Annotated in this window: 12 protein-coding genes and 1 tRNA gene; 4 read left to right on the plus strand and 9 right to left on the minus strand. The window is 72.5% G+C overall.

The window, feature by feature from the left end; translation table 11 throughout:
* Positions 1 to 112 precede the first annotated feature (112 nt).
* Positions 113 to 1,039, plus strand: coding sequence for a PDDEXK family nuclease (locus H508_RS0107360; protein WP_026373575.1), 927 nt, complete (start codon positions 113 to 115; stop codon positions 1,037 to 1,039).
* Between the two features lie 159 nt (positions 1,040 to 1,198).
* Here H508_RS0107360 and H508_RS0107365 read toward each other — a convergent pair whose 3' ends face one another.
* From H508_RS0107365 to glmU, 7 genes are all read right to left on the minus strand, one after another.
* Positions 1,199 to 2,479 (minus strand): APC family permease, encoded by a 1,281-nt coding sequence (locus H508_RS0107365; RefSeq protein WP_026373576.1) that lies wholly within the window; start codon positions 2,477 to 2,479, stop codon positions 1,199 to 1,201.
* A gap of 65 nt (positions 2,480 to 2,544) precedes the next feature.
* Entirely contained in the window at positions 2,545 to 2,673 is a 129-nt protein-coding gene (locus tag H508_RS17665; RefSeq protein WP_026373577.1) for a putative transporter small subunit, read from the minus strand.
* Between the two features lie 12 nt (positions 2,674 to 2,685).
* Complete coding sequence (locus H508_RS15180) at positions 2,686 to 4,410, minus strand: sodium:solute symporter family protein (protein WP_051222945.1); 1,725 nt, start codon at positions 4,408 to 4,410, stop codon at positions 2,686 to 2,688.
* 266 nt (positions 4,411 to 4,676) lie between these two features.
* The gene (locus H508_RS0107380; protein ID WP_026373578.1) at positions 4,677 to 5,810 is read right to left on the minus strand and encodes a methyltransferase domain-containing protein; all 1,134 of its coding nucleotides are present in this window, start codon (positions 5,808 to 5,810) and stop codon (positions 4,677 to 4,679) included.
* Positions 5,797 to 6,294: a hypothetical protein gene (locus H508_RS0107385; RefSeq protein WP_026373579.1), complete on the minus strand. Its 498-nt coding sequence runs from the start codon at positions 6,292 to 6,294 to the stop codon at positions 5,797 to 5,799. Before H508_RS0107385 ends, H508_RS0107380 begins: the two co-directional genes overlap by 14 nt.
* A gap of 35 nt (positions 6,295 to 6,329) precedes the next feature.
* Positions 6,330 to 7,307: a ribose-phosphate diphosphokinase gene (locus H508_RS0107390; protein ID WP_026373580.1), complete on the minus strand. Its 978-nt coding sequence runs from the start codon at positions 7,305 to 7,307 to the stop codon at positions 6,330 to 6,332.
* An 11-nt stretch (positions 7,308 to 7,318) separates the two neighbouring features.
* Positions 7,319 to 8,749, minus strand: a complete 1,431-nt coding sequence (gene glmU, locus H508_RS0107395) for a bifunctional UDP-N-acetylglucosamine diphosphorylase/glucosamine-1-phosphate N-acetyltransferase GlmU (protein WP_281168369.1) — start codon at positions 8,747 to 8,749, stop codon at positions 7,319 to 7,321.
* Between the two features lie 68 nt (positions 8,750 to 8,817).
* On the opposite strand from glmU, the gene H508_RS0107400 reads away from it, so the two are divergent.
* The 3 genes from H508_RS0107400 (at position 8,818) to H508_RS0107410 (ending at position 10,096) form a co-directional block, all read left to right on the plus strand.
* Positions 8,818 to 8,888, plus strand: a tRNA-Gln gene (locus H508_RS0107400).
* A 92-nt stretch (positions 8,889 to 8,980) separates the two neighbouring features.
* On the plus strand, positions 8,981 to 9,583 hold the full coding sequence (locus H508_RS0107405) for a hypothetical protein (protein WP_026373582.1): 603 nt from the start codon (positions 8,981 to 8,983) through the stop codon (positions 9,581 to 9,583).
* A gap of 21 nt (positions 9,584 to 9,604) precedes the next feature.
* Positions 9,605 to 10,096, plus strand: coding sequence for a MarR family winged helix-turn-helix transcriptional regulator (locus H508_RS0107410; protein WP_026373583.1), 492 nt, complete (start codon positions 9,605 to 9,607; stop codon positions 10,094 to 10,096).
* Here H508_RS0107410 and H508_RS16720 read toward each other — a convergent pair.
* Both H508_RS16720 and ahcY read right to left on the minus strand, forming a co-directional pair.
* Positions 10,093 to 10,641 (minus strand): P-loop nucleotide/nucleoside kinase family protein, encoded by a 549-nt coding sequence (locus tag H508_RS16720; RefSeq protein WP_245569475.1) that lies wholly within the window; start codon positions 10,639 to 10,641, stop codon positions 10,093 to 10,095. The two genes, H508_RS0107410 and H508_RS16720, sit on opposite strands and share 4 nt — an antisense overlap.
* 4 nt (positions 10,642 to 10,645) lie before the next feature.
* Positions 10,646 to 12,091: an adenosylhomocysteinase gene (gene ahcY / locus H508_RS0107420; RefSeq protein WP_425393454.1), complete on the minus strand. Its 1,446-nt coding sequence runs from the start codon at positions 12,089 to 12,091 to the stop codon at positions 10,646 to 10,648.
* Positions 12,092 to 12,096 lie beyond the last annotated feature (5 nt).

The raw sequence follows: 12,096 nt of genomic DNA on the forward strand, positions 1-12,096 counted from the left end.
CGAAGGCTCTGAAGCGCAGAGTGCCGACACTCTGCGCGGCGGACGCGCGCGCCGCGACGACGGCTGTGGAGAGCGGCGGCGGCAGCAGGCAGGACGCTGGCACGATCCGCGCGTGGATCGATCCTTGCCGCCCGGCCTCGACGCGCGTGGCTTCCTCGTGGCGGACGCGGTGCGCGCGGGCATGACGCCCGCGCGGCTCCGGAGCGCGCGGCTCGCGGTGCCGCACTTCGGGGTGCGCTCGATCGCGCAGCCGGAGTCGCTGCTCGAGCGAGCCGCCGCCTTCGCCCCGCTGCTGCAGCCGTGGCAGAGGATCGGAGGTGTCGTGGCGCTCGCCGTGCTCGGGCTGCCGGTGCCCTGGCGCCTGCGGGGCTCGCTCGGCGTCGACGTCGTCGCCCCGAAAGGCCGAGGCACGCCCGATCGGCCCGGCGTCCGGGTGCGCCGCGTCTCGGACGCCACGCTCGACGCATGGGAGATCGAAGGCGTGCGGGTCGTCGCACCGCCGCTCGCCTGGGCGCTGCTCGCGGCGACGTGCACCGAGCACGAGCTCGTCGTGCTCGGCGATGCGATCGTCTCTGACGCGGAGCACTACCCGGATCGCCGGGCGCCCGGCCCGCTCGCGACCCTCGACGAGCTGCGCGCGACCGTCGGTCGGTGGACGGGTCGGCCGGGCGCCGCCCGCCTGCGTGCGGCGCTGCCGCGCATTCGGCTCGGCGTCGAGTCGCCCCGCGAGAGCGACATGCGGCTCTTCATCGTCGACGCGGGGATGCCCGAGCCCGAGGTGCAGGCGAGCGTCCACGATCCCGAGACCGGCCGGCTCCTCGGCAGGGCCGACCTGATGCATCGGGACGCTCGCGTCGTCGAGGAGTACGAGGGCAAGGGGCACCGCTCGAAGGAGCAGTGGGAGCGCGACGTCCAGAAGTACCGCGACTTCGAGCGCATCGGCCTGCATGTCGTCCGGGCGACGAATCGCGACTTCGTGCCGAGCCCGGACCGCTGGTTGCGCGACCTCGCCGCCACGCTCCACAGCCGCACGGCCTGACTGAGCAGACGGTTCCGGCGCTCCGCGTCGACGCGCATCCGAGCCGCAGAGTTCCGGCACTCTGCGCGCTCGCGACCTCGGAAGCGCAGAGTTCCGGCACTCTGCGCCCGGCGGGCGGGGAACAGCGGAGTTCCGGAACTCCGCTGCAGTGGCGGCGGGTCAGCGGCGGCGGCCGAGCGCGGCGCGGGCGGCGAGGCCGAGCGCGAGCCACGCGGCGGCCGCGACGACGCCCGGCCACGGCAGGGTGACGACGAGCAGCGCGCACAGCGCGAGGCCCGCGACCGGCACCCAGCGCGGCAGCCACCAGCGCGCCCGCGGCGTCGACGCATCCGTCGTCCGTCGAGCACCGCACATCGCGCTCACGTGCGCGACCGCGTAGTAGGTGAGCACGCACGTCGACGAGAAAGCGACGAGCTGCGCGACCGGCAGCAGCAGCACGCCCGCGATCGCCGCCGCTGCGGTCACCGCCTCGGCGACGACCGGCGCCCTCGAGCGCGGCGACACGAACGACAGCGGGCCGGGCAGGTCGCGCTCGCGCGCCATCGCGAGGCCCGTGCGCGAGAGCCCGGCGAGGATCCCGGTCAGGCTCCCGACGCTCGCGAGCGCCGCCGCGCCGAGCAGTGCCACGTGCAGCCAGCCCGCCCCGACGAGATCGGCCACCGGCGCGGCCGAGGTGGGCAGCGCATCCGCGAGCCTCGCCGTCGTCGCCCACGCGACGAGCCCGTAGAGCACGAGCACGATCGCGAGGCCCGCGCCGATCGCGCGCGGCAGGGTGCGCTCGGGGTCGCGCACCTCCTCGCCGAGCGTCGCCATGCGCGCGTAGCCCGCGAAGGCGAAGAAGAGCACGCCCGCGGCGGTGAGCACGCCGAGCGGCCCCTCGGGCGCGCCCTCGACGCGGTTGGCGGCGACGGGTGCGAGGGACTCGACGCCGGCGGCGGATGCGGTCGGCAGCCCGAGCGCGGACCACGCGAGCGCGGCGACCACGAGCGCGAGCACCATCGCGACGATCGCGGTCGTGACCCGCACGGTCGAGCGGATGCCGGCCATGTTGACGAGCGCGAGGACGGCGATGAGCGCGGCCGCGAGCCACGGGGCCTGCTCGGGCCACGCGTGCCGGGCGGCGATGAGCGCGATGGCCCCCGCCGAGGCGGTCTTGCCGGTGAGGAACATCCAGCCGGCGGCGAAGCCGACCGCGGGCGAGACCTCGGCGCGCCCGTAGGCGTAGGCGCCGCCGGAGACGGGATGCCGCATGGCGAGCTGCGCCGTCGACATCGCGTTGAGCGTCGCGACGGCGCCCGCGAGCAGCAGCGCGAGCCAGAGCCACTCCCCCGCGAGCTGCGAGGCGGGCACCCAGACGAAGAAGAGCCCCGCGCCGATCATCGAGCCCAGCCCGATCGCGATCGCGCCGGGGACGCCGATGCGCCGCTCGAGGGTGCTCACGACGCGACCGTAGCGCCGCCCGGTGAACGGCCGGTGCCGCACTCGTCCCGTGCACAGCGGGCGGGTCAGATGATCGGGCGGCCCTCCTCCTTGGCGGCGCGCAGCTCGCGGAAGAAGCCGCGCGAGATGACGGCGAGGACGCCCCCGACGATCACGGGCCAGACGAGGACGTATGCGGTCAGTGCGATGGTCATGCGGTGCTCCGATCAGTCGCGGGCGTGGGCGGGGGTGCCGTCGCTGGGTCGGCGGCTCGAGTCGTCCTCCGCCGGCGCCTCGGCGACCGGGGTCTCTGCCGTGTCGAAGTCGCCCGTGAGTCGGCGGATCGTGGCGAAGTCGAAGCGCTGCTTCGACCGCACCGACAGCCCCCAGCACACGAGGAACGACACCGCGTAGGCGACGAGGGACGCGGAGAGGACGGTGTAGTCGCGGAGGAAGAAGAGCGTGAAGGGCGCGGCCGCGAGGGTCGCGGCGATCCCGACCCCCACCCCGACCCGCAGGCCGAAGAAGCCGAACGCCATGATGCCGAGCACCACGCCGATGCCCACCGTCGCGAGCACCTCGATCGGCAGCGCGAGGACGCCGGTGAGCGACACCCACTCGAAGCGCACCGGCAGGAACACGACGAGCGCCGCGACGACCGAGACCGTGAAGGCGAGGTTCGTGACCTTCTTCCAGTAGAAGGACGCGATGACCGGGAAGACGAGGCAGCCCCACAGCGCGCCGACGAAGACGAGCAGGTCGAGGATGTTGAACTGACTCGTCGCGAAGAAGAGCGCGGCGCCGGTGGCGACGATCATCGTGATGCGGCCGATCAGCAGCATGGTCCTCGGGTTCGCCTTGTCCTTGCCCACCGACTGCCCGTAGACGTCGGCCATCACGATCGACGAGAGCGCGGAGAGGTCGGAGTCGGCGGTCGAGGAGAGCGCGCCGATGATCATCAGGAAGGCGAGCGCGAGCAGCGCCCACGGCAGGTAGGTCGCCGCCATCTGCGGGAGCAGGTTGTTGACGTCGCCGTCGAGCGGGGTGATGCCGAGGTAGAGCGCCATCACGCCGAGCATCCCGACGCCGATGACGGTCGCGCCGTAGCCGACGGTCGCGGTGACGAAGGTCGGCTTGATGAGGTCCTCGCGCACCGCGAAGAGGCGCTGGGCGATCGTCTGGTTGCCGATGGCGTAGGCGAGCACCGCGGCGATGTAGGGAGCGCCCTGGTTGAGGAACGCCTCCGACGAGAGGAAGTCCTGCTGCTGCGGGGTCACGGAGCCCGCGGCGACGCCGGCCTCGAACATCCCCGGACCGCCGGCGGCGAAGAAGATGACGGGGATGACGACGACCGCGGCGCCGAGCATGCAGAGCACCTGCGCGAAGTCGGTGAGCACTGAGGCGCGGAATCCCGACCACAGCGTGTAGAGCAGCACCCCTCCGGCGACGATGAGGATGCCGGTGCCGAAGCTCAGCGGCGAGAGCATCGCGATGAGGGCGCCGCCGGCGATGAAGTTCGAGGTGAGCGAGATGAGCGAGCCGAGCACGTTCGAGCCGGCGAGCATGAGCTGCGACGAGCGGCCGTGGCGCGCGTACATGACCTCGGCGAGCGTGTGCGCGCGCGGCGCGACGGCGCGGATGCGCTTGCCGAACGGGTAGATGAACAGGATCATGAGCGCGCCCCACAGGCCGTAGTGGATGGGGCCGGAGACGCCGTAGGTGTAGCCCGCCGTCACCGACGCGTACATCGACGAGGCCCAGATCCAGGTGGCCGTCATCGAGGCGGCGGAGATGCCGAAGCCGATCCGGTTGCCCGCGGTCATGTAGCCGTCGGCGTTCTCGCGCTTCCGGCCGATCCCGAGGGTCATGAGCATCGTGCCGCCGTAGAAGACGACCAGCAGCACGATGACGACGACGATCCCCAGCTGGGCGATCTCCTGCGAAGGCGGCATCCGGTTCCTCTCGTCCAGCGCTTCGAGGCCGCGACGAGGGCACGCCGAAGGGCATGCCGCGCGCACGGCTCTCGTCGAGCCCGGCTCGATCCCGCGAGCGTCTCCCGCGGAGCGCCACCGGCGCCGCGTTCGGATCAGCGATGCGGAGCATGCGACCCGGTCATGGCGTTCGAGCGCCGGTGCTGGCCCGTGGCCAGTGCTTCCACCATGTCAGCAAAGCCCGCGCATGGCCAATCGAGGGCGAGGAGCGCGCGCGGTCGCGGAGGTCAGCGGCGCTCGAGCTCGACGAGCACCTCGGCGTGCCCCGTGTGCGGGAACATGTCGAACACGCGGCCCCGCACGGGCCGGAAGCCGGGCATCGCCGCGAGATCGCGCGCGAGCGAGGCGGGGTTGCAGCTCGAGTAGAGCACGCGGTCGACGGCGGATGCGTCGAGTCGGGCGGCGAGGTCGCCGATGCCCCTGCGTGGCGGGTTCACGACGACCAGCTCGGGCGCGCTCGCGCCCTCGAGGTCGACCGCGGTCGCGTCGCCGACCGAGAACGACGCATCCGCGTCGAGCTCCGCGGCGCTCTCGTGAGCCGCGTCGATCGCCTCGGCGGTGACCTCGACGCCCTCGACGCGGCGGCCGGGGCGCGCGGCGTGGAGCGCGAAGCCGCCCACGCCGCAGTAGAGGTCGAGCAGGCTCGCGGGATCCGCTTCGTCGAGCCACGCGGTCGCCTGCCGGTAGAGGCCCGCGGCGACCGCGGTGTTCGTCTGGAAGAAGCTGCGCGGCCGCAGCCGCAGCCCGATGCCGTTGACGCGCATGACGAGCACGCCGTCTCCCGCGAGCAGCAGCTCCTCCTCGCCCTCGAGCACCGCCTTGTGCTCTGGCTGCAGGTTGGCCGAGAGCGAGGCGATCGGCAGCGCGTCGAGCACGCCGAGGTGCTTCCGGATGCGCGGGAGCGACTCCGTCGAGCGCAGCACGAGGCGCACGGCGAGCTCGCCGTCGGGCGACGCGGTGACGATGAGCAGCTTGAGCTCGCCGCGCCGGCTCGGCACGTCGTAGGGCGTCAGCCGCGCCTCGCGCACGAGCCGCTCGAGCACGGGCATCGCGGCGACGATCCGCGCCTCGTGCAGCGGGCACGCCTGCAGGTCGATGCCGGAGCCGTCGGCCGCGAGGATGCCGATCGTGGGCGCGTCGACGGTGCCGGCGACGGCCATCTTGGCCTTGTTCCGGAACCCGCCGACGGCACTGGCGTGCGGCGCATCCCACGCCATCGCCGGGAGCGCCGCCTCGATCGCCGCCTGCTTGTCGGCGAGCTGCCGCTCGTAGGGCGTCGGCAGCAGCGTGCACGAGCGGCAGCGGTCGGAGTCGAAGTAGGCGCAGTCGAGCGCGATCGAGACCGACTCAGCGATCGGCATCGCTCGGCGACGGCCCACCCTCGTCCTCGATGCGTTCGATGAGGAACGCCGCGACGACCGAGGCGCGCAGCCGCTCCACTTGATTCGCGAGCCGCTCGCGCTCGGCGCTCGACCCGCCCGGGGCGATGAGAGCGTGCGCGCGCTCGAGTCGCTCGATCTTGCCCTGCCAGCCGATCGCACGCTCCCGCTCGGCGGTGTCGTCGGCGCTATCGAGCAGGTATTCGACCTGCGAACGCAGGGTCGCGATCGTCTCTCCGATGTCGCGCGCCGCGGGGCTGACGGCCGGCGGCACGTCATGGCTCGCATCGCTCATGTCATCCGCCTCGGACGTGGGGTGGGGCCGCGGTCGGGGCCGCACCTGCTCGACGATGTCTCGGACGAGCTCGGGGTGCTCACGCACCCACCTGATCAGCTCGGGCCCGTATGCCTTGACCAGGCCGGGTGCCTCCTTGAGCAGCTTGGCCAGCTGAGGCGGGATGGGCATGCGCTCCTCCGTGGGATCGTCGCGGCGGTGCGGCGTCAGGCGGCGCCGTCGAAGAGGCTCGTGACCGAGCCGTCCTCGAAGACCTCGGTGATCGCCCGCGCGAGCAGCGGCGCGACCGACAGCACCCGCAGCTTGTCGAATCGCTGGTCGTCGCGCAGCGGCAGCGTGTCGGTGACGACGACCTCGTCGATGAAGTCGGAGTTCAGGATGCTCGGGGCCGGCTCGGAGAAGATCGCGTGCGTCGCGGCGACGACGACGTTCGTCGCCCCGTTGGCCTTGAGGGCCTCCGCCGCCTTCACGATCGTGCGGCCGGTGTCGATCATGTCGTCGACGAGCAGGCACGTGCGGCCCTCGACCGTGCCGACGATCTCGTGCACGGAGACCTGGTTGGGCACGAGCGGGTCGCGGCGCTTGTGGATGATCGCGAGCGGCGCGCCGAGCTTGTCGCTCCACACGTCGGCGACGCGCACGCGGCCCATGTCGGGCGAGACGACCGTGAGGTTGTCGGGCGCGATCGTGTCGCGGAAGTGCTTGAGCAGCACCGGCATCGCGAACAGGTGGTCGAAGGGGCCGTCGAAGAAGCCCTGGATCTGCGAGGCGTGGATGTCGATCGACATGATGCGATCCGCGCCGGCGGTCTTGAAGAGGTCGGCGATGAGGCGCGCGGAGATCGGCTCGCGGCCGCGGCCCTTCTTGTCCTGCCGGGAGTAGGGGTAGTACGGCATGACCACGGTGATGCGCTTCGCGCTCGCGCGCTTGAGCGCATCCACCATGATGAGCTGCTCCATGAGCCACTCGTTCACCGGGCGGCCGTACGACTGCAGGATGAACGCGTCGGAGCCGCGGACCGAGCCCGTGTAGCGGGCGTAGATCTCGCCGTTCGCGAAGGTGCGGCTGTCGACCTCCATGAGGTCGGTGCCGATCTCCGCAGCCACCGCCCGCGCGAGCTCGGGGTGCGACCTGCCGGTCGCGAGCACGAGGTGCTTGCGGTTCTTCGCGACGATCGATCCCACTCGGGTGCCTCCTAGGCGTTCGGTGATTGCGTGCCCGCCGCTGCTGCCGCGTCGGCTGCCTTCGAGCCCGGCCGGTTCGCCTCGACCCAGCCCGACATGGTGCGCTGCGGTGCGACCGAGATCGCCAGCGCACCCGGCTCGACGTCCTTCCGGACGATCGTGCCTGCTCCAGTGTAGGCGCCGTCGCCGATCGTGACGGGGGCCACGAAGACGTTGTCGCTCCCGGTGCGCACGTGCGAGCCGATCGTCGTGCGGTGCTTCTCGACCCCGTCGTAGTTCGCGGTGATCGTGCCGGCGCCGACGTTGGAGCCCTCGCCGATCGTCGCGTCGCCGATGTACGACAGGTGCGGCACCTTGCTGCCGGCGCCGAGCTGCGTGTTCTTCGTCTCGACGAAGGTGCCGATCTTGCCGTCCTCGCCGACGACCGAGTTCGGGCGGAGGTAGGCCCAGGGGCCGATGGATGCGCGTGCACCGATGACCGAGAGGGTCGCGTCGGTGCGCTTCACGACCGCGTCCTCCCCCACCTCGGTGTCGACGAGCGTGGAGTCGGGGCCGATCGTGGCGCCGGCCGCGATCGCGGTCGCGCCGTGGAGCTGCGTGCCGGGGAGGATCGTGACGTCCTCGGCGAGCGTGACGTCGACGTCGATCCAGGTCGAGGCGGGGTCGACGATCGTGACGCCCTCGCGCTGCCAGCGCCGGATGATGCGGTCGTTGAGCACGTGCGCCGCCGCGGCGAGCTGCACGCGGTCGTTGATGCCCCAGATGGCCCACTCGTCGGGCGCGGGCACCGCCTGGATGCGGCCGCCGGACGCCTGGATGCGCACCGCCGCGTCGGTGAGGTACATCTCGCCCTGCGCGTTGGCGCGGTCGATCGTGCGGAGCGCCTGCCGGAGGGCGGATGCGTCGAAGACGTAGATGCCGCCGTTGACCTCGTCGATGGCGCGCTCCGCCTCGCTCGCGTCCTTCTGCTCGACGATGCGCAGGAACGCGCCCGCCTCGTCGCGGACGATGCGCCCGAGGCCGCTCGGGTCGCTCAAGTGGGCGGAGAGCAGCGTCAGCTGGTTGCCCTCCCGCTCGTGCCGCTCGATGAGCGCGCGGAGCGTGTCGGCGTCGATGAGCGGCACGTCGCCCGAGAGCACGACGACGTGGCCGTCGAAGTCGGCGAGCGCCTCGAGGCCCTGCTCGACGGCGCGGCCGGTGCCGGGGATGTCGTCCTGGTCGGCGATCACGACGTGCGGCGCGAACTCGAGCACCGCCTCGGCCATCCGATCGCGCTCGTGGCGGACGACCGTGACGATGCGGTCGGGGTGCAGCTCGCCCGCCGTGCGCAGCACGTGCGCGATGAGCGGCTTGCCCGCGAGCGGGTGGAGCGGCTTCGGCGTGCGGCTCTTCATGCGCGTGCCGGCGCCTGCGGCGAGCACGATGACGGCGATCGAGGGCACAGCTTCTCCCATCGTTGGCGGTGGTCGTCCGCTCAGGCTATCGGCCGCCAGTACCCTGGATCCTGCCTTCCGCCATGGTGTAACGGCAGCACAGCGGCCTTTGGAGCCGTTTGTCCAGGTTCGAATCCTGGTGGCGGAGCGAACGACCCGGTGGGTCGTTCGCGACGCCACCAGTCGCGAGCGTCAGCGAGCGAGGGCGGAGCGCACCGCGATCCATGGCACCGTTGTCCAGTGACCCACGCCCCTCGCCTGCGCGCCGAGGCGCGCGTCGGCCGCCGCTACGCATCCGTCGGGGGACGCGCGCTCACCTTCCTCGGCATCGCGGTGTGCACGCTCCTCGCGCTCTACGGCATCGGCTGGACGCTGCTCGGCCTCGTCGCGATCGCCGCCTTCGTCCTCGTCGAGCTCCACGTGGCGCGCTCGGCGTGGGCGCTCGATGCGCTCGGCCCCGACGCGGCGTTCCGCTTCGGCACTCGGGCGTCGCGCGCTGTCCCGATCGCCGACATCGCCGGCGTCGCCGTGCAGCACGCGGGCGGCGTCTCGTCGCGCGGCGTCCCCATCACTCGCGCGCACGAGCGCTGGTGGCTCGTCGACCGCGACAACCGCGTGCTCGCGAGCGCGAGCACCGAGGGGCTCGCCTCCGCCGACGTCGACGCCTTCCGTGCGGCGCTCGGCGTGCCCTTCGCTCCGCTCTCGATCCTCCGGCGCAGCGGTGAGCTCCCTGCGGGGCTGCCGCTCCACGCTCGGCGTCCTGGCGCGACGCTCGTGCTCGCCGTGCTCATCGCGATCGCGGTGATGGTCGCGGTGCTCGCCGCGCCGCCGTACCCCTGGTGAGCGGCGTGCGAGACTGACGCCATGACCGAGCTCCGCGGCGATGACGTCGATCGCATCATCGAGCAGTGGATGCGCGTGCGGCCCGACGCGGACGTCACCCCGCTCGACGTGCTGAGCCGCATGACGCGCATCTCCCGCCAGCTCGCGCGCATCCGCGCAGAGGCGTTCCAGCTCGCGGGCCTCGAGCCCTGGGAGTGGGACGTGCTCGCGGCGCTCCGCCGCGCCGACGGCCCGCTGAGCCCGAAGGACCTCATCGCGCAGACGATGGTGACGAGCGGCACGATGACGAACCGCATCGACAACCTGGTCGCATCCGGTCTCGTCGAGCGCGTCGAGAGCGCGAGCGACCGGCGCGTGCGGCTCGTGACGCTCACCGACGAGGGCATCGACCGGGTCGACGTCGCCCTCGACGCCCTGCTCGACGCCGAGCGCCGGCTGCTGCGCGGGATCCCCGCCGACGACCAGGCGCGGCTCGCCGAGCTGCTGCGGGTGCTCAGCGACGCGATGGTCTAGGGCTGCCTGGGCGTGAGCGCGTCGATGATGCGGCGCGCGACGCGGCCGACGGGCTCGGAGGCGTCGACGCGCAGACGGTCCTCGGTCCACGACTCGAAGGCGGCCCGACGCGACTCGACCTCCGACCACCTCGGCTCCGGGAATCCATCGAGGTCGCGCACGCGACCCTCGAGCCGCCGGCGATGCTCCGAGCGGTCCGCGAGCCGCACCTCCACGAAGGCGAGTGTCGCGCCCGTCCGCGTCGCGAGGTCCTGCCATTGCTGCCGTGCCGCCGGATGGTCGTTGACCGCGTCGACGACGACCGGACCGCCGAGGCGCAGCTGTCCCTCGGCGACCGCTTCAGCGACCACGTAGGCGGCGAGACCCGTGGGCGCGTCGTGCGAGATGCCCGCTCGCCACATCGCCGCCTCGAGCGGATCGACCGAGACGAGCGTGCAGCCCAGCAGCCCGGCCGTCGCGTGCGCGACCGCGCTCTTGCCGACGCCCGGGAGCCCCGCGAGCACGACCAGGTCGGGCCGAGCGAGGCGCATCGCGCGGCGTGCCACCGCGTCAGTAGCGGTAGTGCTCGGGCTTGAACGGCCCCTCGACCGGGACGCCGATGTAGGCGGCCTGCTCCGGGCGGAGCGTCGTGAGCTTCGCGCCGAGCGCCTCGAGGTGCAGCCTCGCGACCTCCTCGTCGAGCACCTTCGGCAACCGGTGCACGCCGAGCTCGTACGACTTCGTCGCGAGCTCGATCTGCGCGAGCACCTGGTTCGAGAAGGAGTTCGACATCACGAACGACGGGTGGCCGGTCGCGTTGCCGAGGTTCATGAGGCGCCCCTCGGAGAGCACCAGGATCGAGCGGCCCGACGGCATGCGCCACTCGTGCACCTGCGGCTTGATCTCGATGCGCTCGGCGCCCGAGCGCTCGAGCGCCGCGATGTCGATCTCGTTGTCGAAGTGGCCGACGTTCGCGACGATCGCGAGGTGCTTCATGCCCTGCAGGTGCTCGAGCGTGATGACGTGCTCGTTGCCGGTCGTCGTGATCCAGATGTCGGCCTCGGAGAGCGCGTCCTCGACGCGCGCGACGCGGAAGCCGTCCATCGCCGCCTGCAGCGCGCAGATCGGGTCGACCTCGCTCACGATGACGCGCGCACCCTGGCCCCGGAGCGCCTCCGCGGCGCCCTTGCCGACGTCGCCGTAGCCCACCACGAACGCGGTCTTGCCGCCGATGAGCACGTCGGTCGCGCGATTGAGGCCGTCGGGCAGCGAGTGCCGGATGCCGTAGCGGTTGTCGAACTTCGACTTCGTCACCGAGTCGTTGACGTTGATCGCCGGGAAGAGGAGCCGGCCCTCGGCGAAGAGCTGCTCGAGGCGGTGCACGCCCGTCGTGGTCTCCTCCGTGACGCCCTGCAGCTGCTCGGCGATGCGCGTCCAGCGCTGCGGGTCCTCCGCGAGCGTGCGGCCGATGAGCGCGTCGAAGACGCGCAGCTCGTCCGAGGCGCCCTCGGGCGTGACGGGCGCAGCCCCGGCGAGCTCGGCATCCCGACCCCGATGCACGAGCATCGTGGCGTCGCCGCCGTCGTCGAGGATGAGCGTCGGCCCCTCCTCGAAGTCGAAGATGCGGTTGGCGCAGTCCCAGTACTCCTCGAGCGTCTCGCCCTTCCAGGCGAACACCGGCACGCCCGCGGGCGCCTCGGCGGTGCCGGAGCCGACGACGACGGCCGCCGCGGCCTCGTCCTGCGTCGAGAAGATGTTGCAGCTCGCCCAGCGCACGTCGGCGCCGAGCGCGACGAGCGTCTCGATGAGCACCGCCGTCTGCACCGTCATGTGGAGGCTGCCGGCGATGCGCTGGCCGGCGAGCGGCTGGGCGTCGGCGTAGCGGCGGCGCAGCTCCATGAGTCCGGGCATCTCGTGCTCGGCGAGGCGGATCTGGTGGCGGCCGGCCTCGGCGAGGCCGAGGTCGCGCACCTGGTGCTCGAGGGTGCGGGAGGCGGTGTCGGTCATGCCCACCATCGTCC

It is taken from the genome of Agrococcus lahaulensis DSM 17612 (assembly GCF_000425105.1).
Classification (GTDB): domain Bacteria; phylum Actinomycetota; class Actinomycetes; order Actinomycetales; family Microbacteriaceae; genus Agrococcus; species Agrococcus lahaulensis.

Bases quoted from the DNA above. Each gene is read 5' to 3' on its own strand.
- H508_RS0107410 (WP_026373583.1), top strand. From the start codon at position 9,605: ATGACCGAGCTCCGCGGCGATGACGTCGATCGCATCATCGAGCAGTGG.
- H508_RS0107380 (WP_026373578.1), bottom strand. From the start codon at position 5,810: ATGCCGATCGCTGAGTCGGTCTCGATCGCGCTCGACTGCGCCTACTTC.
- ahcY (WP_425393454.1), bottom strand. From the start codon at position 12,091: ATGGTGGGCATGACCGACACCGCCTCCCGCACCCTCGAGCACCAGGTG.
- H508_RS0107385 (WP_026373579.1), bottom strand. From the start codon at position 6,294: ATGCCCATCCCGCCTCAGCTGGCCAAGCTGCTCAAGGAGGCACCCGGC.
- H508_RS17665 (WP_026373577.1), bottom strand. From the start codon at position 2,673: ATGACCATCGCACTGACCGCATACGTCCTCGTCTGGCCCGTGATCGTC.
- H508_RS15180 (WP_051222945.1), bottom strand. From the start codon at position 4,410: ATGCCGCCTTCGCAGGAGATCGCCCAGCTGGGGATCGTCGTCGTCATC.